We start from the raw sequence: 25,344 nt of genomic DNA on the forward strand, positions 1-25,344 counted from the left end.
ATGAGCGCCTTACTGTTGATCGTGGAGGATGAACCGCAACTGGCCGAGGTGCTGGAAGCCTACGCGCAACAGGAAGGCTACCGAACCGAACGCGCCGGCAACGGCGAGCAGGCCCTGGGCCTTTTCCGCGCCGCGCGCCCCGACCTGATCCTGCTGGACGTGATGCTGCCCGGCAAAAGCGGTCTGGAAGTCCTGAAGTCGGTGCGGGCCGCCGGGCACACGCCGGTCATCATGGTCACCGCCCGCTCCGAGGAATCGGACCAGATCGTGGGCCTGGAACTGGGCGCGGACGATTACGTGGTCAAGCCCTTTCGCCCGCGCGAGGTGATGGCCCGCGTCAAGGCGGTGCTGCGCCGCGTGCAGGTCGCGCTGGATCAGGACGAGAAACCCCTGCGGGTAGGGCCCCTGGAAGTCGACCGGCGGGCCGTGCAGGTGCGGGTGGGCGGGCACCTGCTGAACCTGACTCCCGCCGAGTACCGGCTGCTGGCCCACCTGGCCGCCGCCCCGGGCCGCGCCTTCACGCGCGACGAACTGCTGAGCGGCGCCCTGGCCGACAGCGGCGCGCTGGAGCGCGTGGTGGACGCCCACCTCGCCAGCGTGCGGCGCAAGCTGGAGGCGGCGGCCAGGTGGGCCTGCTGCACACCGTGCGCGGGGTGGGCTACCGGCTGGAGGCGTCTTGAAGCTGCGCCCGCTGCCCCTGAAAGTCACGCTGCTGCTGGCGATGCTGACGGTGGTGCTGGTGTCGGTGGGCGGCACCTTCGCGTTTTCCAGCCTGGCGGTGCAGCGCGAATTCCGTAAATTGCCGCCCGACATCCAGACATACCTCCGTTCACGCGACGCGGCCCTGCGCCGGGGCGAAACGCCGCCCGCCCCACCGGTGCGCCCTTCCTCCGAGCGCTCAACCTCCGAGAGACCATCGTCTGCCGCCGCCGCGAGCCGCCCCAGTGCCACTACCTCTGCCCCCTCCACGGCCAGCAACCGCGCTGACCGTCCGCCCTGGCCGGTGCGGCAGGTCGACTGGCTGCGAGGCGTGCAGCGCCAGCTGCTGCAAATCGGCCTGGTGGCGGTGGCCGTCTCGGCGCTGCTGGCGCTGTGGCTGGCCCGCCGCATTGCCCGGCCGCTCACGGTGGTCTCGCGGGCGGCCGGGCGCCTGGCGGCCGGGGAATTGCAGGTGCGCGTGCCGGTGCCCACCATGGATCGCGAACTCGCGGCCCTGGCGCACAGCTTCAACGGCATGGCGCACAACCTCGAGCAACTGGAAGCCGAACGCCGCCAGGCCGTGGCCGACATCGCCCACGAGCTGCGCACGCCGCTGGCGATCATGCAGGCCAGGCTGGACGCCATGGAGGACGGCATCTACCCCATGAGCAGCGAACAGATCGCGCTGCTCAGCACCCAGACCCAGCTGCTGACACGCCTGGTCGGTGACCTGCGCACCCTGACGCTGCTGGACGCCGGGCAACTGGCCCTGAACCGGCGCGACACCGACCTGGGTGAACTGGCGCAGGCGGTCACGGCGGGCCTTCAGACGCAGGCGCTGGAGCGCGGCGTTCAGTTACACGTGGTGCAGGCGGACGCCGCCCCGGTGTGCGCCGACCCGGATCGCCTGCGCCAGGTGCTGTCGAACCTGATCGAGAACGCCCTGCGGCACGCCCGTGCCCATGTGGACGTCAGCGTCAGCGTGCAGGGCGCGGAGGTGGCGCTGCATGTCGACGATGACGGCGCGGGCATCCCGGCGGAAAAGCGGCAGCAGGTCTTTACGCGCTTCACGCGCCTGGACGAAAGCCGCAGCCGCGACGCCGGGGGCAGTGGCCTGGGCCTGTCCATCGTGCAGGCCCTCGCCACCGCCCACGGCGGCAGCGCCCGCGCAGAAGCCAGTCCGCTGGGCGGGGCCCGCCTGAGCGTCACGGTTCCCCTCGGGGTGCCCGACCCGCCGGGCTGAACCCTCTGGATGGAGCACCACCACCCACTCCGCGCCCACCGCGCCTTCAGCGGGTACGGGTGACCTTACTCAGCAGCGGCGGCTGATCCGGATCAAGGCCCCGGTGCAGTGCCAGGTGCGCGGCGAACAGGTAAAAGGTCATGGCGCACGCCACCGGGTCGGTCAGCAGGTGGCCGGTCTGGGGCGTTTGCAGGGTGCTGTCCGTGGCCGGGCCGATGGTGCGCAGGTCGGCGCGTGACCCCACCAGGTCGGCATACGCGGCCTGCACGGCGGGCCACGCAGCGTCCGCCGAGGTGAAGCCCAGCAGCGGCAGGCCCTCCACCAGCAGGCGCTTGGGGCCGTGGCTGAACTCGGCGGCGCTGTACGCTTCGGCGTGTACGCCGCTGGTTTCCTTGAGCTTCAGGGCGGCCTCGTGCGCCACGCCGTAATTCAGGCCGCGCGCCAGCACGATCAGGTTTTCCGCAAAACGGTAACGCTCCGCCAGTTCGGCGGCGGCGCCCTCCAGTTCCAGCACGGCCGTCAGGCGAGCCGGCAGCTGCGCCAGGGCGGTGGTCAGCGCCGCGTCGCCGTGCAGGCCCGCGATGACCGGCAGCAGGGCCGTGAGGCTGGCCAGGAAACTTTTGGTGGCCGCCACCGCCCGCTCCTCGCCGCAGCGCAGCGGCAGGCTGAATTCTGCCGCGCGGGCGAGGTCGCTGTCCTCCACGTTGACCAGCGCGACCGTCAGGGCACCCTGCTCGCGGGCCACGCGCACGTTTTCCACCACGTCGGGGCTGGCCCCACTTTGCGACACTGCCAGCACCAGGGCGCCCGCCAGGTTCAGGCGCGTGCCGTACAGCGTCAGCACGCTGGGGCCGAGGCTGGCGACCGGCAGGCCCAGTTGCGTTTCCAGCGCGTACTTGATGACCGTGCAGGCATGGTCACTGCTGCCCCGTGCCACCGTCACGGCGTAAGCGGGCCGGCGCTCGCGCAGGGCCTGCACCAGGGCCGCCACCAGCGGCTCATTCTCGGTCAGTTGCCGCGCAATGACTTGCGGCGCTTCTCGCGTTTCCAGCAGCATCAACGGATCGCTCATGCCTTACCGTACCAGGTTGCCTTAATATGCCTGTTTAGCCCTTTATCCATCGACCACGCTTCACGCACCCCTCAGGACTGGCGGACAGCTTCCACGAACCAGCCGGTGACGACATCGGGGCGGGTGATGGCGCTGCCGACCACCACCGCATGAGCCCCGCTTTTCAGGGCCTGCGCCGCCTCGGCCGGCGTGTTCAGGCGCCCCTCGGCGATAAACGCCAGCCCGGCCCCGCGCAGCTCCTCCATCAGTGCCCAGTCGGGGGTGGACAGCGGCCGGCTGTACGGCGTGTACCCCGCCAGGGTGGTGCCCACGATGTCCGCGCCCAGGTCGTAAGCCTGCTGCGCTTCTTCCAGGGTACTAATGTCGGCCATCACCAGCGCCCCGGCGTCATGAATGGCCCTGAAGATGTCCGCCAGGGGTTCGGGTCGGGGCCGCCGGGTGGCGTCCAGGGCCACGATCTCACACCCCAGTTCAGCCAGCCGCACGGCCTCGGTGCGGGTGGGGGTGATGTACACGTCGGTATCGTCGCGGTCTGTTTTCGTCAGGCCGATGAGGGGCAAGTCGGTGACGGCCCGCACGGCCTGCACGTCGTCGAAGCCCTGGATGCGCAACCCCGCTGCGCCGCCCTTGACGGCGGCCAGCGCCAGGCGGCTGATGATATAGGGGTCGCGCAGTGGGCTGTCCGGGTTCGCCTGGCACGACACCACCAGTTGCCCCTTCAAGCTCTTGAGCAGTGCGTTCACGGCCGGCTCCAGACAGCGTGGCCTGGGCCTTGGGAGCAGGGTCGGAAACGGGCAGCGGCGCGGCGGCGCGGGGTCTGAATCATGCGGGGGCCTCCAGGCAGAGCTTACGGGAAAAGCTGGCTCCTGTGGCCGCAGGGGACACCGGGGCCGCCTTCCAGACGCTGGCCCTGACGCCAGGCTGAGGGGCCGCCGGGCTAAACTTCCTGGGTGATTGCCGCCGCGCCTTCCACCGTCCTGCCCGTTTCGCTGTGGGCCAGGGCCCTGGTGGCAGTGCCGGCCCGCCGGGCGGTGAACAGCCTACGGTGACCGGGCGCCGGCTCTTCCAGCGCAGGCGCACCTGGGCCGCCCTGCTGGGGGTGCTGGCCCTGCTGGCGGCGGTGTGGATCAACCTGCCCGTCATGTCCACCTTCAGCCGCAGCGACCGGCGCGTGTCGGGCCTGCCGCCGGCCCCCGCCTTTCGTCCGGGGCAGCGCGTGCTGCTGCTTTCGCCCCACCCGGACGACGAAACGCTGTGCTGCGGCGGCATGATTCAGCAGGCCGTGGCGGCGGGGGCGGGCGTGTACGTGGCCTGGCTGACCGCCGGGGACGGCTTCGAGTTCGATGCCGCGCTGACCGGGCGTACCCTGCACCCCGGCGCGCAGAACCTGCGTGAACTGGGCAACACCCGCGCCCGCGAGGCCCGCCGGGCGGTGGCGCTGCTGGGCGTGCCGGCCGCGCACACCTTTATGCTGGGGTATCCGGACGGCGCCCTGTTTCGCCTGTTCAGCGTGAATTACGTTCAGCCGTACACGTCGCCGCGCACCCGCAGCTCCGCCGTGTACGTCACCGGGGCCCTGACGCCGCAGGCCCCCTTCAGTGGGCAGGCCCTGGAGGCCGACCTGCGGCGCGTGCTGGACAGGGTGCAGCCGGATCTGGTGCTGGTGCCGGCCCCGCAGGACTTTCACCCGGACCACCACACCCTGACCTACCTGGCGCTGCGTCTGATGGCGGATCGCGGCCAGGAAGACCGGTTGCGGTTCTGGGTGGTGCACGGCGGCCTGGAGTGGCCGGTGCCCAAGGGCCGGCACCCCGAGTTGCCCCTGACGGTGCCGCCCCGCGCCCGCGCCCTGCCGTGGCAGCGGGTCGACCTGACGGCGCAGCAGCAGGCGCGCAAGGTGCAGGCCATCGACACCTACCGCAGCCAGACCCGGATCATGGGGCGCTTCCTGCGCGCCTTCGACCGCCGTAACGAACTGCTCAGTCCGGCGGCGCTGCCTCCTCTTTCTGCCCCGGCGTCGCCGTCTCCTGCCCTGGCCCACTGAGGCGCCGGCCCATAATCACGTGCCGGGCCGGGTGGCCCAGCCAGGGCGTCCACAGCGGCGTGACCTGCTCGGCCAGCCGCACGAAGCCCAGTTTGCGGTACAGGCCCAGCGCCGCCTGGTTCTCGGTGGTGGTGGACAGTTGCACCCCAGGAACGCCCAGTGAACGCAGGGCCGCCAGGTGAGAGCGCAGCAGCCCCTCGCCCAGGTGCAGGCCCCGGGCCTGGGGCAACAGGTTGATGTGCAGGTGCGCCGGGTACGTCCGCCAGTCGGCGTGGGGCGTGGGAAACAGCAGCGCCCGCAGCAAGTAGGGCACGGCCCCCAATGCCCGGCGGTAGCGCGGCCAGTGGGGCAGCACCCCTTCCAGCAAATCGGCCTGCAACGCCAGCCGGTACAGGCCGGGGTCGGGCGATCCCAGCACGTAGCCGCGCACCACGCCGTCCACCTCGGCCACGAAGTTTCCGGCACCGCCCCGGAAGTACGGCCCCACCCACAGGTCAGCAAACAGCGCCTCGTCCGGAAAGTAAGGGGCCGCGCTGTGCCCAAAAAACCCGGTCTCAAAGGCGATCTGCCCCACTGCGGCAGCGTCGTCGGGACGCAGAGGACGGATCATTTCAGCCTCCCAGTGATGAAGCCGCCGAGCGAGCTGAGTGAAGTGAGCAGGCTGAAAAAGTGTCCCGGACTTGAAGTGATCGAGCGGGGAAGACTCCCGTCTGTTGCGTACTGAAATCGGAGGCTTCTCGGGGGCGCGGCGCTCACTTCTGAAGTGTAGAGGGTGGGGTCACGCGGATACTTTGTGCGTCTAGCGGCCAGCGGCCTTCAGGGGTCAGTCTTCCTTGAAGCGGCCCTTAACCCATCACCTGGTACGGTTTGCGCACCTCGCGCCAGAAGGCCAGGAACGTGTCGATCTGTTCCATGAAGGCACTGAAGTCCGGGGCTTTAACCAGGTAGGAGTTGGCGTGCAGGCTGTACGCCTGTTCCACGTCCCTGGGGTCGTTGGAGTTGCTGAGCACCACCACCGGAATAAGGTGCAGGCGCGGGTCGTTTTTCAGCAGGCGGATAACGTCCAGGCCGGTCATGCCGGGCATGTTCAGGTCGGTGACGATCACGTCCGGCAGCGGATGGGCGGGGTCTTGCAGGTGGGCCAGGGCCTCCGGGCCGCTGCTGCACGTCACCAGGTTCACGGTCTGCGCGTGGGCCTCGAAGGCTTCCTGCGCCAGCAGCAGTTCGGTGGGGTCGTCGTCCACCAGCAGGACAGACAGTTGAAGCGCCATACCCAAAAGCATACCCAGTTCAGGCGGTGCGGCAAACCATAAATCTTCAGCCCTGGCCGGTCGCCCGCTGGAATAAGCCGGTGTGGATTTCCCTTTTGTTCATGGTGGGCGGGCGCGGCCTGCACAGAAAGGGGGGTGCCGGGAAAATAGAGCAGGGTACAGGCCACTACCGGCCTCCAGCGGCGTTATTCCGAGTTAACCGCTCTGCTTTCTGCATTGAGTTTTGTGCCCGGGAAGCCTAGACTGATGCAGTTATTAGGAATCATTCTCGATAAGCCACTGGAGTGAAAGTAAACATGACCACCACCCTTCCCACCCACCCACCGGCCCGCGTCGCCCCGCGCTTCGTCCTCACGCGCGAACTGAAAAGCGCCATCCTGCTCACCGCCCTCACCCTGCTCGGCCTGCTGCTCGGCCTGGCCGGCCAGTACCTGCTTCAGAACGAGTACGTCAGGTGGGGCGGCTACCTGATGGCCTACCTGGCGGGCGGCATCCCCGCCGGGCGTGAGGCCCTGCACAGCCTTTTCGTGGAACGCAAACTGGACGTCGACCTCCTGATGGTGCTGGCGGCCCTGGGCGCGGCCAGCATCGGCCAGGCCGCCGACGGCGCCATCCTGCTGTTCCTCTTCAGCCTCAGCAACACCTTGCAGGACTGGGCCATGGGGCGCACCAAGAACGCCATCCAGGCGCTGATGGACCTCAATCCCGAAGGGGCGACCGTGCGGCGGGAGGGCCCCGATGGAAAAAGTGTCGAGAAGTGGTGCGAACTGGGCGACATCCGCATCGGCGACATCCTGGTCGTGAAACCCGGCGAGCGCATCGCCGCCGACGCCCGCGTGGTGAAAGGCACCACCAGCGTCGACGAGAGCCCCATCACCGGCGAAAGTGTTCCCATCGACAAGACCACGGGTTCGGAACTGGCCTCCGGCACCGTGAACCTGAACGGCAGCGTGGAGGCCGAAGTGACCCGCCCTGCCGGCGAGAGCACCCTGGCCCGCCTGGTCGGGCTGATGGAAGAGGCCCAGACGCAGAAAAGCAAGACCGAGCACATCACCGAGAAATATGAAAGCCCTTACGCCATGATCGTGCTGCTGTGCGTGCCGCTGGTGTACGCGCTGCTCAGGTACGGGTTCAGGCTGGACGTCGATGCCTCGTGGTACCGGGCCATGACCTTCATGGTGGTCGCCAGCCCGTGCGCCGTGGTGATCAGCACGCCCGCCGTGATGCTCTCGGCCATGGCCGCCGCCGCCCGCGCCGGGGTGCTGTTCAAGAGCAGCGCCGCGCTGGACACGCTGGCCGGCGTGAACACCGTGGCCTTCGACAAGACCGGCACCCTGACCCAGGCCAGGATGACCCTGACACACACCGTCGCCGACGACCCCCGCGCCGCCCTGGCCCTGGCCGCCGGACTGGAGCTGCACAGCGAGCACCCGATTGCCCAGGCCATCGTGCAGGCCGCGCAGGAACAGCAGGTAACGCCCGTGACCGTGCATGAGGCGCAGGCCATTCCCGGCCACGGCATCGAAGCGCGGCTGCCCGGCGACGGTCTCAGCCAGTTGGCCTGGGCCGGCAACCTGCGCCTGGCGCAGCGTGCGGGGGCGCAGCTCACCCCCGAACAGGAAGTGGCCCTCAACCAGCTGAGCCGTGAAGGCAGCAGCACCGTGATTGTCGGGGCCGGCTCCAGAGTGCTGGGCATCATGGGCGTGGCTGACGCCCTGCGCCCCCACATCCGCGAGGCGCTGAACACCTTGCAAGGCAGCGGCGTGGCCCACCGCGTGATGCTGACCGGCGACAAGCAGGAAGTGGCCCACACCGTGGCGCATGAGGTCGGCCTGACCGAGTACCGCGCCGAACTGCTGCCCGAAGACAAGCTGCGGATCATCGGCGAGCTGCCCGGCCCAGTGGCGATGGTGGGCGACGGCGTGAACGACGCCCCGGCGCTGGCCCGCGCCGACCTGGGCGTGGCAGTGGCCAGCGGCACCGACGTCGCCATCGAAAGTGCCGACGTGGTGCTGATGCAAAACGACCTGGGCAAACTGGGCGGCGCCGTGAAGCTCGCCAGGGAAGCGCGGCGCACCGTGCTGATCAACCTGGCTTTCGCCTTCAGCGTGATCGCCGTGGTGGCTCCACTGGCCGTTATGGGCAAAGTGCCGTTGCCGCTGGGGGTCATCGCCCACGAGGGTGGCACGGTCTTCGTGGTCTTCATGGGCCTGCGGCTCCTGACCCGTCGCCTCTGAAACTAAAAGCCGAGCACCTCCGGGCCAATTGCATTCTGGCGGCCCGGAGGTGCTGTTTATGGACTGGTCGGAACAGGTGGAATGTCTTGCGTGTTTATCGATTCTGTGGTGTCAGGGGCGGCAATTTCCGGCGGAGCGGCGGGTTCTGCGGGAACAGGAACCGGGGATTCCGTGCTGGCGGGTGCTTCCGGCGGCTGCGCGGGCGTTGGTTGTAGGGGAGCCGGCTGTTCGGGAACCTGGGGTACGCCTGGTCGCGGCGATTCCTGCTGGGTCGGTGCGGGAGCTGCTTCCTGCTGGGCGGCCTGGGCCGCTGCTCTGGCCTGTTCCTCCTGGCGGCGCCGTGCCGCCTCGGCCGCCAGCCTGGCCGCTTCCTCCTGCCGGCGTTTTTCCGCCTCGGCTCTGGCCCTGGCGCGTTCGGCCTCGGCGCGGGCGCGGGCGGCGGCCCAGGCGGCCTGGCGTTCCTGCTCGATTTTGTCCCAGTCGGTTACCTGTGAATTGACCTTCGCGTTCTCCACCATGCCCGCCGGGGGAGCCGCGACCTTGCCGGTGTCCTGGGTGGGCAGGCGGGTGGTGGGGGGCGGCACGGTGCCCGGCGCACGCTGAATCGGTTTGACCGGTTTGGCCACCTGCGGTTTCTGGGTGGGCCGCGAGGACTGCCACACGGCCGCGCCGCCCAGCACCGCCAGGGTCAGCAGAACCAGGGCCAGCAGAACCAGGGCCAGCAGCCAGGGCGTACGCCGGGCCGCCACTCGCGGCGCCACGCTGACCGTTTCCTGTTGCTGTTTCTCGCCTTGCTTCATGAACCCACCCTGTCCGGGACATCATAGGCGGTGTTCTCCAGGTGCAAGTGAAATGAACTTCACCGCGCGTTTCTGGCCCGAGCCCGGTGGGCTGGAAGGCGGAGCTTACGGCCCCTGTTGCGGCTTCCGGTGAAGCGTTTGCCGAGCCAGCGCCCCAGGCGGGCCAGCTTCCCGGCCTGACGGGCGTAGGTGCAAATGGGACGTCCTTCGGCATGCAGGGTTTCTGGGGGCCAACAGAGCGGCACGGCACGCAGAACAACCTCACTTTCAAGCCCAGGGTGTCGCCCGCGGGTTACCTGAACGTTTCCCTGACCCTCTGCGTCGACCCTCTGCGTCAGAGCGACCAGGAGAACAGACCGGCTTATCAGCTGAAGGTCAGGTCATAGGCTCCCGAATGTGAAGTTTGGCGCTTGCCGCAACCGGCCTGAAGCCTGGCATTTGCCGTGCAGGTCGCATTTTAAAGGCAGCCCAGCACTCCGGGCATGTAAGACTTTTGTCGGAGGCCCTCCCTACCCTGAGAGTGTGAATAGTCGATGAATGGCGTTTGGGTTGACCGACTGTCGGCCCCCGCATGCTCCCGTACCGGGCATCGTCACCCCCCCACTCCATCGCAAAAAGAGGACACATCATGGCCAAGATTCTGATTATCGACGACTCTCCCGCTGACATCCGCTTCATGACCGAGGCCCTGCGCTCCACCGGCCACGCCGTGGTCAGCATCACCGAATCGAGCAAGGCCGAGGCCACCATGGAAGCCGAGCGCCCGGACTTGACCCTGCTCGACGTCGTGATGCCCGAGCGCAACGGTTACGAAACCCTGCGCGCCCTCAAGAAACTGCCTGCCTACGCCAGCACCAAGGTCGTGTTCGTCAGCTCCAAGGGCTCGGACACCGACGTGAAGTGGGGCCTGCGCCAGGGAGCCGTGGATTACCTGGTCAAGCCCTACACCCCCGAGCAGGTCGTGACGCTCGTCAGCCGCCACATTTAACCATGACTGACACCGCCACCTTCCTGCTGCTGCGCCGCGCCGGACACACCCTGGCGCTGCCCGCCGCCCTGACCCGCCAGGCCCTGCCGCTGGAGGCGCTGACCCCGCTGCCCGCCGCCTCGGGCGTGCTGCGCGGCCTGATGCCCGCCGCCGGCCGCGCCGTGCCGGTCTTGCACCTGGAGCAGTTCCTGGCCCTGGACACCGGCGCGGCGGCCCAGGAAGCCCCGCTGGTGCTGCTGATCGAATCCGGTGAGGAGGTGCTGGGTCTGCCCGTCGACGAGGTGATCGGCTTTGTCAACGATGACCGCCCGACCTTCAGCGGCAACGCCCTGCTGACCGAGGAGCGGGTGCTGGGCGGCTACGTGGGGGGCGGGCACAAGGGCCGTTACCTGAATGCCCCGCAACTGTTCACCGAAGTGTCCAACCAGCTGGGTGCCATCTGAATTCACGCCCAGGCGCGTGACCTGAGCGCCCGCGCTGGCCCACGGCCCCGCCAAGGAGTTAACCGCATGTCCCAAGACGCCCGTCTCGATCCTCAACTGACTGAAGTTCTGGCCACCAGCCAGGGCGCGGCGGCCACGCCCCCCGCCGCCACCACCGGCCTGCTCGGACGCCTGTCCGTGGGGCAGAAGCTGGCGCTCGCCGGCCTGCTGGTCGCGGTGCCCTTCGCCGTGTCGCTGGGTTCGCTGGTCACCCAGCAAAACCGGGAAGTGAGCCGCCTGGAAGGCCAGCTTTCCGGGCACCGCCTGCTGGCACCGCTTCAGACCACCATGTACAACACCCAGCTGATGCGCCTGACCTCGGCGCAACTGCTGCAAGGCGAGCAGCAGGCTTCCCAGCCCCTGGAAACGCAGCGCCAGGCCGTGACCCAGGCGCTGGCCAGCCTGCAAAGCCAGGCCAAGGCCCAGGGCTTTACGGGCGTGTCCGAGGAAGTGCGCAAGGTGCAGCAGGCGCTCGACGCCCTGAGCTTCAGCGTGGACGCCATGGCCATGACCCCCGAGGAAGCGCAGTCGGCCTACGGCGCCATCCTGAAAAACTCCATCCGTCCGCTGTTCGACGCGGTCGCCTCGGCCTCCGGCCTGCGCGTAAACACCGACAACAACGTCGGTGAGATGCTCAGCACCATCACCACCTCGCTGCCCGACAACGTGCCGGTCGCCGGGGCCATCACCGCCAGCGCTGCCCCCATCCTGGCACAGCTGGGCAAGGCCGGCGCCTCCATCGACGCGACCAGCCGCCAGGCCATGCGCCAGCAGTGGGAGCTGTCCAAGGACGCGCTGACCACCATCCTGAGTCAGCTGGAGCGCCTGGCCACCAACACCACGGTCGGTCGGGCCGAGCTCAAACAGGCCGCCGACACCCTCACCAGGACGTCCAACGCGGTGTTCGACGGCTTGCAAGACGGCGTGATTACCCCCACCCGCCTCAGCCTGACTGCCGCGCAGCTCGGCGAATTGACGCCTGCCTACGACGCCAGCCTGTTTGACGCCTATACCCTGGCCACCAAACTGGCCGGCCAGGAACTCCAGGCCCGCGCCTCGGCCGCCCGTCAGCGCTCGACCCTGCTGACCCTGGCCGCGCTGCTGGGGCTGGCGCTGCTGGGCACGCTGCTGTACCTGATCTCGCGCGCCATTACCCAGCCCCTTTCGCGCCTGACCGAGGCCTCGCAGCGCCTGTCTCGCGGCGAACTGGATCTGAACGTGCCCGTCACCACCCGCGACGAGGTGGGGCAGCTCGCCACGTCCTTCAACGTCGCCGCCGCGCAGCTGCGCGAGAACGCCGCGCGCGTCGAACAGGAGCGCATCGAGGCGCAGCAGTTGCAGCAGCACGTGGGGCAGTTCCTGGACGTGACCATGGACATCGCCGAAGGTGACCTGACCAAGCGCGGCAAAGTCACCAACGACGTGCTGGGCAACGTGGTCGACTCCATCAACGTGATGGTCGAGGAGCTGGGCGAGACGCTGCGCGGCGTGCAGACGGCCTCCAGTTCGGTGACCGGCGGCTCGCGCGCCATGCTGAGTTCCACCGCCCAGATCGAGCAGGGGGCCAGCGTCACCACTGAAGAAGCCCTGCGGGTGGCCCGCCAGGCCCAGGAAGTGAACGTCAGCATTCAGGAGATGGCGCGCCTGGCCCAGCGGTCCGCCGACACCGCCCGCCAGGCCCTGATCGCCTCGCAGGAAGGGCAGCAGGCCGTGTCCTCCACGCTGGAGGGCATGCAGAACATTCGCGGCTCTTCCGAAGCGGTGTCCAGCGGGGTACAGACGCTGTCCGAACGCTCCGAGCAGATTCAGGAAATCGTGGACTCCATCTCGCACATCGCCTCGCAGACCAACCTGCTCTCGCTGCACGCCTCGATTGAGGCCGCCGGTGCGGGCGAGGCCGGCACGCGCTTCGCAGTGGTAGCCGAGGAAGTGCGCCAGCTGGCCGACGAATCGAACGCCGCCGCCGGACGCATCGCCGCGCTGATCTCGCAGGTGCAGGCCGAAATCCGCGAACTGTCCGCCGCCATGAGCGTCGGGGCGCAGAACGTGGAACAGGGCTTCCAGGTGGCCCAGCAGGCCGGTGAGAAACTCCGTCAGATCGGTTCGCTCTCGCAGGAATCCGCGCAGCTCGCGCAGACCATGTCTCAGTCCGCCGGCGAGCAGGTGCGCGGCGTGGAAAACATGGGTCAGGGCGTGCAGCAGATCGCCCAGATCGCCGAGGCTTCCCAGGAGTCCGTCAAAGAGGGCCGCAGCGCCGCCGAGGAATTGCAGAAACTGGCCCAGCAACTCAACCAGAGCCTCACCCGCTTCCGCTTGCCCAGTTAACACCTCCTCAGTAGAGGTCTGTCCAGCTACGTTCCCCCTGGCCCTGCCCGGCCCCCCGAATTCTTTCAGGAGTTAACTCATGACCCAGGTTCCCCTGTCCAACACGGATCTTCAGCCCGCTTCCCTCGCCCCCCAGTCCGTCACCCCCAGAAAAACCGGCGGTTTCCTCGGCCGCATGCCGGTGGGCCGCAAGATTCTGCTCGGTGGCCTGGCGCTGGGCCTGTCGTATGTCGCCGGCCAGGTCGGCATGTACACGATCTTCAACGGGAACATCAAGGCCATCGACCAGAGCCTGCAAGGCCAGAAGATGCTGCAACCGACCTCGGAGATTTTGCAAAATGCCCAGCTGCTGCGTCTGTCCTCGGTGAACATGCTGGCCGGCAAGGCCGACGCCCAGGCGCAGAATGCCGCGCAGCGCAAGGCCCTGACCGGCAAGCTGAACGAACTGCTGGCCCTGACCCAGGCGCAGAAGCTGACCGAACTGGAAGGCGACGTGAAGGTCATTCAGAACGCCCTGAATGAAATCAACACCCAGGTGGACAACCGCTCGATTTCCCCGGCCGCCGTGCAGCTCAAGGTCACGGGCCTGATCAGCGACAACATCATTCCGCTGTTCGCTGAAATCGGCGACCAGGCCAAGCTGCGCTACGTCAACCCCACCTCCGCCAACGCCAATGAACTCGTGCACCTGATCGACCTGGTCACCACCAGCCTGCCGCGGAACATGTCGCCAGCGGGCGCCGTGCTGTCCGGCAACATTCAACTGATTCAGAAAGCCGGCGGCAAAGGCAAGGTATTGCCGGCCGCACTGAAAGTGGAAGCGCAGTACCGCAACCAGGCAGCCCGGGCCGCGTTCGATGAGATCACCGGGGCCCTGGAAGAGTCCATCCAGAAGTCCCCTCAGCTCAAAACGGCCCTGACCCCGGCCTACCAGAAACTGAACGCGGCCGCCAACCCCATTTTCGATGACGTTCAGAAGAATATTCTGGACAGCAAGACCATCAATACCGACGCTGCTCGCCTGAACTCCTACACGCCCGCCTACGCGGCGGCGCTGTTCGGCAGTCTGAACACGTCCATCGATACCCTGGGTCAGGTGCTGCAAAACGAGAAGCAGCTGGTGACGCAGCAGATCGTGCCCACCGTGGCCATTCCGCTGATTCTGCTGGTGCTGGTGACCCTGTTCTTCCGCGCGGTGGTCGCGGCCATCACCACGCCGCTGCGCCGCCTGACCGAGGCTTCCCAGCGCCTGCAGGCCGGGGATTTCAGTGCTCAGGTGCCGGTGACTTCCAGCGATGAGATCGGCACGCTGACCCAGGCCTTCAACTCGACGGCCAGCCAGCTGAAAATGAGCGCCGAGAACAGCGCCGTGCAGCTTCAGGAAGCGCAGCGCCTCCAGAACAACATCGGGGAGTTTCTGGACGTGACCATGGACATCGCCGAAGGTGACCTGACCAAGCGCGGCAGGGTGACCGAGGACGTGCTGGGCAACGTGGTGGACTCCATCAACCTGATGACCGAGGAACTTGGGAGCGTGCTCAAAGGTGTACAGACCGCCTCGCAGTCGCTGAGGGGCGGCTCCAAGCAGCTGCTGGCGACCACCGAGCAGATTCAGGGTGGCGCCAGCATGACGGCCGCCGAGGCGCAGCGCGTGGCCGAGCAGGTGCAGCAGATCAACGACCAGATTCGCCAGATGGCGCAGGACGCACAGGCCTCCGCCGAAACGGCCCGTCAGGCGCTGCAGGCCTCGCAGCAGGGTCAGGAAGCCGTGACCGGCACGCTGGAAGGCATGCAGAACATCCGCCGCGAGGTGCAGGGCGTCGCCAAACGCATCAAGAACCTGGGGGATCGCTTGCTGGAAATTCAGGAAATCGTGGACACCATCTCGCAGATCGCCCGTCAGACCAACCTGCTGGCGCTGAACGCCTCCATTGAGGCCGCCGGTGCAGGGGAAGCGGGCGGACGCTTCAGCATCGTGGCAGACGAAGTGCGTAAGCTGGCCGACGTGTCCTCGCAGGCCACCGGGCGCATCGCGGGCCTGATTAAGAACGTGCAGGCCGAAATTCAGGACGTGATCGCGTCGGTGGAAGACGGCACGCGCGAGGTGGAACAGGGCTACCGCGTGGCCGGCAGCGCCGGGGAGCGCCTGCGTGAAATCGGGACGCTGACCCAGCAGTCCGCGCAGTACGCCGAAGGCATCGCCGCCAGCACGCAGGAGCAGGTGCAGGGCATCGAGCAGGTGGACACCGCCGTGCAGCAGATCGCCAGCATCTCGCAGCAGTCGCGTCAGTCGGTCGAGCAGGGCCGCGAGGCCGCCGAGCGCCTGGAAAAACTGGCCGAGGGGCTGAACGCCAGCCTGGCCCGCTTCCGCCTGCCTGCGTAATTTGCCGCTGGCACCTGCCCCAAAGGAGGTGCCAGCCCGCTTCATCCGATTTTGTGCGCCGCCCGACCGTTTTTCATGACGTTTGGCCTGAACTGGCCGGGGTTTGAAGGGAAACTGTCAGGGCGGCGCGGCTATAAAGGAACACACGATGCAAAACAGCGAACTGCTTGAAAGTTTTATTCAGGAGGCCGGGGAGGTGATGACTGGCCTGGAAGCGGGGGTGGCAGGGCTGCACGCCGCGCCAGGGCAGCAGTTCGCCCAGGAAATGGAGTCCCTGAGCGTGCTGGCCCACCGCATGAAGGGCACCGCCGGCCTGTACGGCTACCCGCAGATGTCGACTCTCTCGGGCCTGCTGGAGCGCCTGCTGGACTCCAAGCCCCGCCTGGAAGGCGAGCATCAGCAGCAGTTCCTGAGTCTGCTGCACACCATCAACAGCGTGCTGCGCGGCGGCCTGAACGCCCTGCGGCGCGGCGGCAGCGACCGTGACCTGGGGCTGATCTTCACGCAGGAAGGTGGCACGGCCCTGCTGCAGCGCCTGGTGCAGGAAGTGCCGGGCGAGTTTCAGATGCGCAGCGCCCGCCACCTGGCGCAGCCTCAACCGGATCAGGAGGATCAGGCTGCGCCCGCCGAGGCGGCTCCGCAGGGTCTGGAAGGCGAACTGCGCCAGTTCGTGAAGGACAACGCCGAGGTGTGGGAGTACTTCGCGCCGGAGGTGCAGGAGCACCTGACGAACCTGCGCACCGAACTCGAACGTGGTGAAGAGGCCGACCTGAACGTGATGTTCCGCGCGGCGCACACCATCAAGGGCAGCTCCTTCATGGTGGGCCTGCAACCCCTGGGAGATTTCGCTCACCGCCTGGAAGACCTGCTGGGGGCGCTGCGCGAGGACGCGGTGCCCAATAACCCCGAGGTGCAGCGTACCCTGCACGCCAGCGTCGACCTGATGGACGACCTGGCGCGCGTGGCCGAGGGGGCCGAGCTGAGCGTGCAGGCCAGGCGCGACGACCTGCTGGTCCGCCTGCGCGCCCTGGCCACCGGCCAGCTGGCGGCGGCCGCTCCCACCCCGGCCCCGACGCCTGAAACGGCGGGCCTGGGTGCCGGCGCCCCGATCAACAGCAGCATCCGCGTGCCCGCCCAGCGCCTGGAAGCGCTGCTGGAGCAGGTCAGCGAAGTGGTGACCGCCCGCGCCCGCATGACCCGCCTGCTGGAGCGCCTCGATGACCTTCAGGCCGGCATGCAGACCAGCCAGCAGCGTTTCCAGCGCACCGTGCGCGACTTCGAGGAACGCTACCTGAACCCCGACATGGTGCGCGTCACCGACGACCCCGGCGCCAGCATGGGCAGCGGCAACCTGATGGAGCAGTTCGCCGAGCTGGAGTTCGACTCGTACAACGACTTGAACATCCTCTCGCGCTCGATCACCGAGCTGTCTGCCGACTTTGCCGAAGTGCGCCGCAACCTGTCCGACACGGTGGCCTCCCTGGGTGAGGAGAACGAGAAACTCGGGAAGCTGGTGCGCCAGTTGCGTGTGGATGTCTCGCAGACCAGCCGCGTGCCGTTCACGCAGGCCAGCACCCGCCTGCGCCGCTGGGCCCGCCAGCAGCAGCTGCCCTTCGACCTGCACGTGGAAGGCGAGGACGTGCAACTGGAAAGTAACCTGCTTCAGCGCATCGTCGATCCCCTGCTGCACCTGCTGACCAACGCGGTGTACCACGGCCTGCAAGGCGGCCAGACCGACCCCGAGCAGCGCGCCGCGCAGGGCAAGCCGGAACGCGGCCAGGTGTGGCTGCGGGCCGAAACGAAAGACAGCTTCATCGACGTGACGGTCGCCGACGACGGCCAGGGTCTGAACCTGGAACGCATCCGCGAACGCGCCCTGGAACGCGGCCTTCGTTCCGCGCAGGAACTGGATCAGATGCCGGCCAGTGACGTGGCCCGCCTGATCCTGCTGCCGGGCCTGTCGACCGCCGAGCAGGTCGGCAGCGTCGCGGGGCGCGGCGTGGGCATGGACGTGGTGGCCACCGCCGTGCGCAGCCTGGGCGGCGAACTGCTGATCCAGTCCGAGCGTCACATCGGCACGGCTTTCACCCTGCGCCTGCCCATCACGCAGCGCATCCTGGACATCCTGAAGGTCGATCTGGGCAACGCCACCGTGGCCGCCTTCCCAGTCAGCAGCGTGCGGGCCATCCGCGACCTGGCGCCGCAGCAGATCAGCGAGCACCAGGGCGTGCTGCACGCGCCCTTCCAGGACGAACAGGTGCCCGTGATCGACGCCCGCGTGCTGTGGGGCGTGGACGTGGCCGCCGCTGACCCGGGCGCCTCGTTGCGCCTGGTGTTCCTGAGCACCGTCAGCGGCCTGGTCGCCGTGCGCGTGGCCGAATTCGGCAGCATCGAGGAAGTCAGCGTCACGCCGCCCGTGGGCCTGCTCGGCAAGCTCGATTACCTGGCCGGCACGACCGTCTCGGTCACCGGTGAGGCGCTGCCGCTGCTGGAACCGCTGGGCCTGCTGCGCCTCACGCGCCGCCCGGACCTGTGGCTGGACAGCCGCGCCCGCAGCGAGAGCGGTCTGATCCGCCGCGTGCTGCTGGTGGACGACTCGCTCAGCGTGCGCCGCCTGGTGGGCCGCATGCTGGAACGCGGCGGCCTTCAGGTGGAAACCGCCAACGACGGCCAGGAAGCCCTGGACAAACTGCAACTGGACGACACCTTCGACGCCGTGATCACCGACCTGGAAATGCCGCGCATGAACGGGTACGAACTGATCTCGGCGCTGCGGGCCCGCGCCCAGAACACCCACACGCCCATTCTGGTCATGACCACCCGCGCCGGGGACAAGCACCAGCGGCTGGCCTTTCAGCTCGGCGCGAACGATTACTTCACCAAACCCGTCAACGAAGCGCTGCTGCTGCGCCGCCTCGGCACGCTGCTCAGCGCCCAGCCCCAGGGAATCCCGGCGTGACCACCGTCCTCACCATCATGGCCGACCCGGTGCGCACCGCCATGTACGACGCCCTGGCCCGCCGCGCCGGCGTGCAGCTGATCTCCGCCGAGGGCGCGCTGCACGCCCTGACGCAACTGGAGCGCACGCCCGTCGACGCCATCATCTGCGACGCCCACATGGACGAGATGAGCGGTGAGGAATTCCGCGCCGTGACCGAGCAGGAAGAGCACACCAGCGCGGTGCCGGTGTTCATCCTGCCGGACAGCGAGGCGCTGAGCGGCCAGCAGGGCCTGGGCGTGCCCGCCTATACCGGCCCGGAACTCCTGAGCCTGGTGCTGACCCACCTGGAGAGGGATGAGGGCAGCTTCCCGGTGCCCATGAACCCCCAGCAGGCCCCGCAATTGCAGGGTGACCTCGACGCCTTTACCCTTACCGAGTTCCTGAACTGGGTGGCCGAGATGAAATTCAACGGCCACTGGATCATCACCCTGCAAGACGCCGAGCAGGGCGAACGCAGCGCCCACCTGTTCATGCAAAACGGCAACGTCGTGTACGTGGAATTCGGTGGGCTGGTGGGCAAGGGGGCGCTCTTCTGGCTGCTGCGCAGCATCGAGCAGTTCTCCGCCACCTTCCGCTTCTACAAGACCGACCTGACCCTGCCGCTGCGTTCCGAAGACCTGAAACTCTCCACCCCGCGCCTGCTGATGGAACTGGCGGTGGCCATGGACAACCTGACGGCCCCCGGCCATCAGCGCAGCCACGACCGTAACCTCCACTGAAGCCGTCTCCACTGAAGTAGCCCCTGCGTTTTTTCCGACCTCACCAGCCCTTCCTTCACGTCCCCCGGAGTGCACAGCCCCATGTCCAACATCCTCATCATCGACGACAGCATCAGCGTCCGCAAAGCGCTGGAAATCACCCTCCGCAACCACCAGCTCCAGAGCCGCAGCGCCATCAGCGCCGAGCAGGCCCTGGACATGCTGGCCGAACACGCCGACTACGACCTCCTGATGATCGACGTGATCATGCCGGGCATGAGCGGCCTCGACCTGTGCGGCCAGCTCAAGGCCGACCCCAAGCTGGCCCACCTGCCGGTGATCCTGATGAGCGGCAACGTCGACGAGGACGTCAAGGCGCAGGCCAGAGAGGTCGGGGCGCACAATGTGCTGCGCAAGCCCTTTCGCAGCGAGGAACTGATCCCCATGATCGAGAACATCCTCGCCGAAGCCCGCGCCCAGGTCAGCCCTGAAGTGGCCGAACCCGCTGCGGCGGCCCTGCACGAGAACGCGGCTTCCAATGAACCCGCCCCGGCGCCCATCGCCGGCGAGCACCTCGACGCCCTGAGCGCCCTGCTGCAAACCTACGAGGATCATCCGCGCGTGCGCGACGTGGTCATTCTCGACCGCGAGGGCCACCCCATCCGCCAGACCGGCAACGTCCTGCCGGAAAACATCCAGATGTTCGCCCGCTTCTTCACCAATACCGCCGGGGTGCTGGGCAAGCAGATGCTGGGCGAGGACATTCAGGACGTCAGCATCCGCTACGGCGGGCACGAGATGGTCATTCACAACCTGCCCGGTCACTTCGTGGTGGTGCTGATGAGTGAGCACGGCGCGGGCATGCAGGCCTGAGCAGGGTTCTGGCTCCATGGTGAGCAAATCACCGGGCTGGGCTGACCAGCGGGAGTAGGAAGCTAAGAGCGTCCTGAACAGGCGGCGAACCACCCAGGACTACTCCATTTGCAGAACGAAATATCCGAAATGGCAGAAGAGGGTCGATACCGACCTTCTTCTTTCCTTTTGCTGCCATTTATGACGTGTTTCTGGTCAAAATGGGCCATTCTGAAAAATGGCGTACTGGACGGTGTTTTTGGCTATGTCAAAATGGGGAAAGCCGTGGTGGAGGGCATTCCCCCCCCTATGCCCCCTTCACAACGCGAAATGAATATGTCATGCTGCTCACCATGACGAAAAAGTCTGCTAAGCCCGCCGCCAAGAAGCCTGCCGCCAAAGCTGCTCCCAAGAAGGCTGCCGCCGAAGGAAGCAACAAGGTCGCCAAGACCCAGCTCGTGGAAATGGTCGCCGACAAGACCGGCCTGACCAAGAAGCAGAGCGAGGAAGCCGTCAGCACCATGCTGGACTGCATCGTCGGCGCCATCAAGGGCGGTCAGAGCGTGGGCCTGCCCGGCCTGGGCACCCTGAGCGTCAAGGCCACCGCCGCCCGTACCGGCGTGCGCCCCGGCACCAGCGAGAAGATCCAGATTCCTGCGGGCAAGAAAGTCGCCTTCAAGGTCGCTTCCACCCTCAAGGGCAACCTGTAACCTTTCCCAAACCGTGAACAGCCTCCCCGCGTGGGAGGCTGTTCCTTTGTGTACCAGGCCCGCTGGCGGCAGCCCCACTCAAAGCAGGGCTCCACATTCCGGGTTTGCCGAGTAAGCGCCGTGACTCGCTGTGTTTTCCGTCTTGCTCGATTAAATTCGTTCCCATCTGCTCGGCCAGAAGAGATGAATTCACGACCCGGACGCTTTTTCTCTTTATCAGAGGATGAGCCCGGATGATCCTGCGAAGGTCAGGACGCGCCACGCTTTTGCTTTGGCGTACCTCAGGAGAGGCGGCTCCGGGTCGACTGCACAGGGTCGCACTGCGAGGTCGAGCAGCGGCAAGTCCTCCATGCTGTGGGTAAAGGCATAATCCACCCGCGCACCGCGCAGGTAGCGGCGCACCTGCTGCGCTTTGTGGCGACCTTCACTGCTCGGCGCGGGAACCGCCCGGCCCGCTGTCCCGGCCGCAATCGCCAGGGGTTCGGCCCGCAGGCGGCGGCTGAAGGCTTCCAGCACGGCGGCCCGCGTGGTCGAGCAGATGATCACGCGCACCTGCTCGGCGTCGCGCAGCCGCAGCAGTTCGACCAGGGGCGTGCGCTTGGGCCACAGTTCCTGGTCCACGATCCATTCGCCCAGCTCCGCCGGAGTGCGAACCTGCTGCCCGGCCTGGCGGTAGCGTTCCAGGGCCGTTTCGACGCTTCCGCTGGTCAGCGTACCTTCCAGGTCGGTTATGCAGATCACGCGCTTCTCCTCCCGCGCTGGGGCAGTTGGGAGAAGGGGCGGGCGGGTTGGCCGGCTGAGGGGACGACGTTGATCACTGGGAACTCCTTGGAAACCACTTCAGGCTGAGCGCATGGATCAGAAGGAGTGGTGCTAATCGGATCAGAAGGGACTGGCGCCGCGTTTTGCTTGTGCGCTGCCTGGGACAGCGTGGGTGAGGGCGCTTTTCCGGTGTACACGGGGTGCAGAGGGAGGCGCTGAGACCTGAGCTTAAACAGCGGTCAGTTCATTCTCGGTTGAGGGCCTTTCAGCCTGTTTCTCCGGGGAACGGGGATGCCCGGAACCCGCCTCACTGGGGCGCTGGTCAGCTCAGGCTGCACCCCAGCGCTGAAAGGGCACTGGAACGCTGGAAGGCCGCCCGGCAACTGGCAAACTGGCCCACGCCAGGGATCAAGTTGCTGACCGGCGCGCTCCATCGGTTAAAGCAGGTTCGGCGCAGGCGTTCATCCCGATGCAGACGCAAGCTGTCGGGGCAGCTGGGAGCAGAATCGGGGTCGGCTGCGCTTCAGCGTGCATCACTGCCCTAGAGCAAGTCTCCGAATTCTGTCAGGCGTGGAACACCACTCCACACAACTCCATTCTTCGTCCTGCTCATTTAAGTTCACTCGCTTCGCTCGGACAAAAAGCACTCCGTTCTTTTGTCAAATGCTCTAAGGTGAGTTATGACCGTGCGGGGCTGGCAGGCGTTCAGGGACGGCCACTACAACCTGGTGGTGGCCGAACTCAGGGGGCGCATGGACCTGACCCCCGACGAACTGGCCCTGCTGGGCCGCGCCGAACTGCGCCTGGGACTCTTTTACGAGGCCGAACTGCATGTGTACCGGCCCCATCTGGCGGGCTCAGGGGCGGGCACGGCCGGCCTGCTGGCCTTTCTGGCGCGCAGTGGGCAGCAGCGGGCGCTGCATGACCTGCTCGCGCAGACCCCGCCGGCGAACGAACTGGCTTCCCAGGGCCTCGATGCCCGGGCCTGGACAGCCCTGCTACTGGGTGACAGCGTAAACGCCCTGGCGTGGGCCTCGCAGGCGGCAGCCCGCTGGCTCACGCAGGGCCGCGAGCAGGACGCTGGGGTGTCGCTGGCGGTAATGGCGTTCCTGTGGGGGGTGGGTGGGAACCTCAGCCGCGCCGAGCAGGGCCTGCGCATGGCCCTGAGTGTCCTACCCGAAATTCCGGACGCCGCGCCGCGCCTGCGGGCCCTGGCCCTGCTGTCCTGGGTGCAGGGAATGGCCGGGCGCTTAACCGATGCCAAACCGACCCTGGCTCAGGCCGAGGCGCTGCTGCTGAAAGTGCAGGATGTGGAGGCCATGCAGATCGTGCTGCACGTCAGGTATCACCTGGCGCAGTGGGCCGGGGAAACCGCACCCAACCCACTGGACGTGCTGGGAGAACACCTGCACGAGAGTGACGTGTGGCGCGTCCCTTTCACTTACAGTGCCCTGGAGTCGGCGCTGAGGGACGGGGAGTACGCGGCGGCCTTCCTGCACCTGGCGACGCTGAAACGCACCGAACTGCACCCCGTTCATCTGGCTTACCTGGAGGGCCAGCTGTGCGCCCGGCTGGGCGAGACCGAGCGGGCCTGCGAACTGCTGCGCGGCGCCGCCAGGGTCTTTGGCGAGCAGGCAGACCGGCTGCACGAGGCGCACTGCCAGTATCTGCTGGCCGAACTGCTGGACGACCTGACGCTGCGCAAAGAAGCACTGGAAACCGCCCTGAAAACCCCCCTTATCAGCGAACTGCGCCGCCTGTGCTGGCCGGTGCCTGGGCCCGCCCACTGGCCCGCCGACGCCGGCTACGCGGCCCGCCACCAGGCTTACCTGCGCCACCTGCAACCCCCACCCAGCAAACCCACCGTGACCATCACCACGCTGGGCACCGTCGCGGTGGAACGGGACGGGCGGCAGGTGAACGCCCCGGCGGAACTGCTGAGCCTGCTGCTCCTGAAAGGCAAGTTGACCCGCAGTGAACTGGAACTGCACCTGTACCCGGAGCGCTCGGCCAGCGCCGCCGAAAGCGCCGTGAAACAGGACATCTACCGCGTCCGGCAGGTATTGGGCCGTGACGCCATTACCAGCAGCGGCATGTACCACGCGAAGTACTATGCCCTCAGTCCCGACTACCGCTGGCAACTGGACGCCCTGCGAGTCCTGCGCGGCTGCGAGTCTTTCGACAGCGTGGAGGTGTTCTCGGTGCTGCGCGGCCCCTTTCTGCCGGCCTGCGAACACGAGTGGGCGCTGGAATTCCGCGTGCAACTGGAACTGATGGTGGAACGCATGGTCGAGGGCCTGGGCGACTACTACCAGAAAAACGACATGCCGCTGAACGCCCACGGGCTGGCGATGGATTTTGTGCGCTCTTACCCGCACCGGCTGGACGGGTGGCACGAGCGCCTGGCGCTGCTGGAAGCACAATTGTCACCGGTTCCCTGAACGTCGCCGGAACGGGGTTCGTCGTCCCGTTCAATCCTTCTGGCCTGGCCGGGTTGCCGGCTTTTCTCTTGAATTGCATCTCGGTTCACCAGCGCAAGGAACTTCTCGCCTGCTTCTCGTGGCCCTTGCAGGCAGTTTTACTCGTGGTACGCGACCTTGCCGTATCTGCGGTTGTGGTACATCAGCGTTTCGGCGCTTTCGTGGACGTGGATGTCTTTCACGTCGCCCAGCACCAGCAGGTGATCGCCGGCCTCGATGACCTGGCGCACCGTGGCCGTGAAGGCGCCCGCCGTGCCTTGCAGGAGCGGCGCCCCCGCCACGCCCTCCTTGAAGGAAAGGCTGTTCCAGGACTCTTTGCGCTGTACCTGCGGACGGGCAAAGGTGTTGGCGATCTCGCCCTGGTCGGGCGCCAGCAGGTTCACGGCGAAGGCCTTGCACCTGCTCAGCGTGTCGCTGGCGAGGCTGGATTTCTGCACCGACACCAGGATGATCGGCGGGTCGATCGAGACGGTCAGGAAGGCGGTGACGGTAAAGCCGTCGAGGTCGTCGTTCTCGTCCAGCATGGTGATGACGGTCACGGTGGCGGCCCAGGTGCGGGCCAGGGCCTTGTAGTTGTCGGCCAGGGTGGGGGTCGCGTCGGTCATGAATACTCCTCTCTGCCAGGGGCGGCAGCACAAGAAAAAAGGGAATTTGGCCCCCATTATCCACGATCACTTTTCCGGTACCACTGGCGGCGGCTTTCAATGCCAGACGGCGTTCGATTCGCTGGAGTCGCTCAGGCGTTCATGCAGGCGTCCACCCTTGCCCTGAACTTCTGCATCTTGCCGATACGCGTGGTGGCTGTCTATGTGGGCCTGCCGTTCAGCCAGGCGGGCGACGACCTCCTCAGAAGCAAGAGCTGCAATACGGACAGCGACAACGGCGGCGACTGGTTCAACACCGTGGACTGGACAGGACAATCAAATGGCCTGGGGCGCTGAGAAGAACGTGAGCCACTGGGCGCTGTACCGCCCGCCGCTGGGCAACGCCGCCCTGAGACCCACGCCTGCCGACATTGGGCGGGCCAGTGACCATTACCGGGAAATGCTGCGCGTGCGCTACTCCAGCAGCCTGTTCCCCTGCCCAGCGCCGCCGAGGTGCAAAAAGTCTGACCTTTCTGAACGCCGGCCCCCAGCAGACGCCGGGCGTAATCGTCATGAAACTCGGCGGCGCGGTGAACCCCAGCAACCCTTACCGGAACATTGTCGTGGTGCTGAATGGCAGTGGGCAACACCGTGACCGTGCCGGGCCAGCGGCCAAGAGATAGGTAGGGGAGGCCGCTGGGCTTATCCTGGCG

Annotated in this window: 22 protein-coding genes and 1 pseudogene; 16 read left to right on the forward strand and 7 right to left on the reverse strand. The window is 67.1% G+C overall.

What is annotated here, in order from left to right; translation table 11 throughout:
- Nucleotides 1-798: a response regulator transcription factor gene (locus E5Z01_RS08960; protein WP_338069137.1), complete on the forward strand. Its 798-nt coding sequence runs from the start codon at nt 1-3 to the stop codon at nt 796-798.
- Nucleotides 722-1,942, forward strand: coding sequence for an ATP-binding protein (locus tag E5Z01_RS08965; RefSeq protein WP_135229083.1), 1,221 nt, complete (start codon nt 722-724; stop codon nt 1,940-1,942). The genes E5Z01_RS08960 and E5Z01_RS08965 overlap by 77 nt, the downstream gene beginning before the upstream one ends.
- 46 nt (nt 1,943-1,988) lie before the next feature.
- On the opposite strand, the gene E5Z01_RS08970 is transcribed toward E5Z01_RS08965, so the two are convergent.
- Together E5Z01_RS08970 and E5Z01_RS08975 are read right to left on the reverse strand one after the other, a co-directional pair.
- Nucleotides 1,989-3,014 (reverse strand): SIS domain-containing protein, encoded by a 1,026-nt coding sequence (locus E5Z01_RS08970; protein ID WP_135229047.1) that lies wholly within the window; start codon nt 3,012-3,014, stop codon nt 1,989-1,991.
- A 71-nt stretch (nt 3,015-3,085) separates the two neighbouring features.
- On the reverse strand, nt 3,086-3,757 hold the full coding sequence (locus E5Z01_RS08975) for an N-acetylmannosamine-6-phosphate 2-epimerase (RefSeq protein ID WP_135229048.1): 672 nt from the start codon (nt 3,755-3,757) through the stop codon (nt 3,086-3,088).
- A 302-nt stretch (nt 3,758-4,059) separates the two neighbouring features.
- Between E5Z01_RS08975 and E5Z01_RS08980 the strand changes: the two genes are divergently transcribed.
- Nucleotides 4,060-5,058 (forward strand): PIG-L deacetylase family protein, encoded by a 999-nt coding sequence (locus E5Z01_RS08980; protein WP_240738261.1) that lies wholly within the window; start codon nt 4,060-4,062, stop codon nt 5,056-5,058.
- Here E5Z01_RS08980 and E5Z01_RS08985 read toward each other — a convergent pair.
- The gene (locus E5Z01_RS08985; RefSeq protein ID WP_135229049.1) at nt 4,994-5,668 is read right to left on the reverse strand and encodes a GNAT family N-acetyltransferase; all 675 of its coding nucleotides are present in this window, start codon (nt 5,666-5,668) and stop codon (nt 4,994-4,996) included. The two genes, E5Z01_RS08980 and E5Z01_RS08985, sit on opposite strands and share 65 nt — an antisense overlap.
- Before the next feature lie 235 nt (nt 5,669-5,903).
- The gene (locus E5Z01_RS08990; RefSeq protein ID WP_135229050.1) at nt 5,904-6,329 is read right to left on the reverse strand and encodes a response regulator; all 426 of its coding nucleotides are present in this window, start codon (nt 6,327-6,329) and stop codon (nt 5,904-5,906) included.
- Between the two features lie 296 nt (nt 6,330-6,625).
- On the opposite strand from E5Z01_RS08990, the gene E5Z01_RS08995 reads away from it, so the two are divergent.
- The gene (locus tag E5Z01_RS08995) at nt 6,626-8,566 is read left to right on the forward strand and encodes a heavy metal translocating P-type ATPase (RefSeq protein ID WP_167757839.1); all 1,941 of its coding nucleotides are present in this window, start codon (nt 6,626-6,628) and stop codon (nt 8,564-8,566) included.
- A gap of 56 nt (nt 8,567-8,622) precedes the next feature.
- Here E5Z01_RS08995 and E5Z01_RS09000 read toward each other — a convergent pair whose 3' ends face one another.
- Nucleotides 8,623-9,366: a hypothetical protein gene (locus E5Z01_RS09000; RefSeq protein ID WP_135229051.1), complete on the reverse strand. Its 744-nt coding sequence runs from the start codon at nt 9,364-9,366 to the stop codon at nt 8,623-8,625.
- A 628-nt stretch (nt 9,367-9,994) separates the two neighbouring features.
- On the opposite strand from E5Z01_RS09000, the gene E5Z01_RS09005 reads away from it, so the two are divergent.
- The 8 genes from E5Z01_RS09005 to E5Z01_RS09040 all read left to right on the forward strand — a co-directional run bounded on the left by E5Z01_RS09005 (nt 9,995) and on the right by E5Z01_RS09040 (nt 20,805).
- A complete protein-coding gene (locus E5Z01_RS09005; RefSeq protein WP_135229052.1) occupies nt 9,995-10,354 on the forward strand; it encodes a response regulator in 360 nt (119 codons plus the stop codon).
- A 2-nt stretch (nt 10,355-10,356) separates the two neighbouring features.
- Nucleotides 10,357-10,797, forward strand: a complete 441-nt coding sequence (locus E5Z01_RS09010; RefSeq protein ID WP_119766825.1) for a chemotaxis protein CheW — start codon at nt 10,357-10,359, stop codon at nt 10,795-10,797.
- 66 nt (nt 10,798-10,863) lie between these two features.
- Nucleotides 10,864-13,161: a methyl-accepting chemotaxis protein gene (locus E5Z01_RS09015; protein ID WP_135229053.1), complete on the forward strand. Its 2,298-nt coding sequence runs from the start codon at nt 10,864-10,866 to the stop codon at nt 13,159-13,161.
- Nucleotides 13,162-13,240: 79 nt separating this feature from the next.
- Nucleotides 13,241-15,544, forward strand: a complete 2,304-nt coding sequence (locus E5Z01_RS09020) for a methyl-accepting chemotaxis protein (protein ID WP_240738262.1) — start codon at nt 13,241-13,243, stop codon at nt 15,542-15,544.
- A 148-nt stretch (nt 15,545-15,692) separates the two neighbouring features.
- Nucleotides 15,693-18,503, forward strand: coding sequence for a hybrid sensor histidine kinase/response regulator (locus E5Z01_RS09025; RefSeq protein ID WP_135229054.1), 2,811 nt, complete (start codon nt 15,693-15,695; stop codon nt 18,501-18,503).
- Complete coding sequence (locus E5Z01_RS09030; RefSeq protein ID WP_240738263.1) at nt 18,500-19,264, forward strand: DUF4388 domain-containing protein; 765 nt, start codon at nt 18,500-18,502, stop codon at nt 19,262-19,264. The genes E5Z01_RS09025 and E5Z01_RS09030 overlap by 4 nt, the downstream gene beginning before the upstream one ends.
- An 81-nt stretch (nt 19,265-19,345) precedes the next feature.
- Nucleotides 19,346-20,116, forward strand: a complete 771-nt coding sequence (locus E5Z01_RS09035) for a response regulator (RefSeq protein WP_135229055.1) — start codon at nt 19,346-19,348, stop codon at nt 20,114-20,116.
- A 320-nt stretch (nt 20,117-20,436) separates the two neighbouring features.
- Nucleotides 20,437-20,805, forward strand: a complete 369-nt coding sequence (locus E5Z01_RS09040) for an HU family DNA-binding protein (protein WP_135229056.1) — start codon at nt 20,437-20,439, stop codon at nt 20,803-20,805.
- A gap of 216 nt (nt 20,806-21,021) precedes the next feature.
- On the opposite strand, the gene E5Z01_RS09045 is transcribed toward E5Z01_RS09040, so the two are convergent.
- Complete coding sequence (locus E5Z01_RS09045; protein ID WP_135229057.1) at nt 21,022-21,546, reverse strand: haloacid dehalogenase-like hydrolase; 525 nt, start codon at nt 21,544-21,546, stop codon at nt 21,022-21,024.
- Between the two features lie 701 nt (nt 21,547-22,247).
- Here E5Z01_RS09045 and E5Z01_RS19475 point away from each other — a divergent pair.
- Complete coding sequence (locus tag E5Z01_RS19475) at nt 22,248-24,008, forward strand: hypothetical protein (protein ID WP_167757840.1); 1,761 nt, start codon at nt 22,248-22,250, stop codon at nt 24,006-24,008.
- A gap of 137 nt (nt 24,009-24,145) precedes the next feature.
- On the opposite strand, the gene E5Z01_RS09055 is transcribed toward E5Z01_RS19475, so the two are convergent.
- Complete coding sequence (locus E5Z01_RS09055) at nt 24,146-24,652, reverse strand: flavin reductase family protein (RefSeq protein ID WP_167757841.1); 507 nt, start codon at nt 24,650-24,652, stop codon at nt 24,146-24,148.
- Between the two features lie 141 nt (nt 24,653-24,793).
- On the opposite strand from E5Z01_RS09055, the gene E5Z01_RS19955 reads away from it, so the two are divergent.
- The 3 genes and pseudogenes from E5Z01_RS19955 (at nt 24,794) to E5Z01_RS19960 (ending at nt 25,314) form a co-directional block, all read left to right on the forward strand.
- Complete coding sequence (locus tag E5Z01_RS19955; protein WP_240738264.1) at nt 24,794-24,988, forward strand: hypothetical protein; 195 nt, start codon at nt 24,794-24,796, stop codon at nt 24,986-24,988.
- Nucleotides 24,972-25,064: pseudogene (locus E5Z01_RS20210) on the forward strand (hypothetical protein); the annotation flags it as partial. The gene E5Z01_RS19955 and the pseudogene E5Z01_RS20210, both read left to right, overlap by 17 nt.
- Before the next feature lie 10 nt (nt 25,065-25,074).
- Nucleotides 25,075-25,314, forward strand: a complete 240-nt coding sequence (locus tag E5Z01_RS19960) for an alpha-1,6-glucosidase domain-containing protein (RefSeq protein WP_276321244.1) — start codon at nt 25,075-25,077, stop codon at nt 25,312-25,314.
- Nucleotides 25,315-25,344 lie beyond the last annotated feature (30 nt).

This window comes from Deinococcus fonticola, from assembly GCF_004634215.1.
In the GTDB taxonomy this organism is placed as follows: Bacteria; Deinococcota; Deinococci; order Deinococcales; family Deinococcaceae; genus Deinococcus; species Deinococcus fonticola.

Bases quoted from the DNA above. Each gene is read 5' to 3' on its own strand.
- E5Z01_RS09055 (WP_167757841.1), bottom strand. From the start codon at position 24,652: ATGACCGACGCGACCCCCACCCTGGCCGACAACTACAAGGCCCTGGCC.
- E5Z01_RS09015 (WP_135229053.1), top strand. From the start codon at position 10,864: ATGTCCCAAGACGCCCGTCTCGATCCTCAACTGACTGAAGTTCTGGCC.
- E5Z01_RS08990 (WP_135229050.1), bottom strand. From the start codon at position 6,329: ATGGCGCTTCAACTGTCTGTCCTGCTGGTGGACGACGACCCCACCGAA.
- E5Z01_RS19475 (WP_167757840.1), top strand. From the start codon at position 22,248: ATGACCGTGCGGGGCTGGCAGGCGTTCAGGGACGGCCACTACAACCTG.
- E5Z01_RS09010 (WP_119766825.1), top strand. From the start codon at position 10,357: ATGACTGACACCGCCACCTTCCTGCTGCTGCGCCGCGCCGGACACACC.
- E5Z01_RS09025 (WP_135229054.1), top strand. From the start codon at position 15,693: ATGCAAAACAGCGAACTGCTTGAAAGTTTTATTCAGGAGGCCGGGGAG.
- E5Z01_RS08965 (WP_135229083.1), top strand. From the start codon at position 722: ATGCTGACGGTGGTGCTGGTGTCGGTGGGCGGCACCTTCGCGTTTTCC.
- E5Z01_RS08970 (WP_135229047.1), bottom strand. From the start codon at position 3,014: ATGAGCGATCCGTTGATGCTGCTGGAAACGCGAGAAGCGCCGCAAGTC.
- E5Z01_RS19955 (WP_240738264.1), top strand. From the start codon at position 24,794: ATGCAGGCGTCCACCCTTGCCCTGAACTTCTGCATCTTGCCGATACGC.
- E5Z01_RS08985 (WP_135229049.1), bottom strand. From the start codon at position 5,668: ATGATCCGTCCTCTGCGTCCCGACGACGCTGCCGCAGTGGGGCAGATC.
- E5Z01_RS08995 (WP_167757839.1), top strand. From the start codon at position 6,626: ATGACCACCACCCTTCCCACCCACCCACCGGCCCGCGTCGCCCCGCGC.
- E5Z01_RS09035 (WP_135229055.1), top strand. From the start codon at position 19,346: ATGTCCAACATCCTCATCATCGACGACAGCATCAGCGTCCGCAAAGCG.
- E5Z01_RS09020 (WP_240738262.1), top strand. From the start codon at position 13,241: ATGACCCAGGTTCCCCTGTCCAACACGGATCTTCAGCCCGCTTCCCTC.
- E5Z01_RS09040 (WP_135229056.1), top strand. From the start codon at position 20,437: ATGCTGCTCACCATGACGAAAAAGTCTGCTAAGCCCGCCGCCAAGAAG.
- E5Z01_RS08960 (WP_338069137.1), top strand. From the start codon at position 1: ATGAGCGCCTTACTGTTGATCGTGGAGGATGAACCGCAACTGGCCGAG.
- E5Z01_RS09005 (WP_135229052.1), top strand. From the start codon at position 9,995: ATGGCCAAGATTCTGATTATCGACGACTCTCCCGCTGACATCCGCTTC.
- E5Z01_RS09000 (WP_135229051.1), bottom strand. From the start codon at position 9,366: ATGAAGCAAGGCGAGAAACAGCAACAGGAAACGGTCAGCGTGGCGCCG.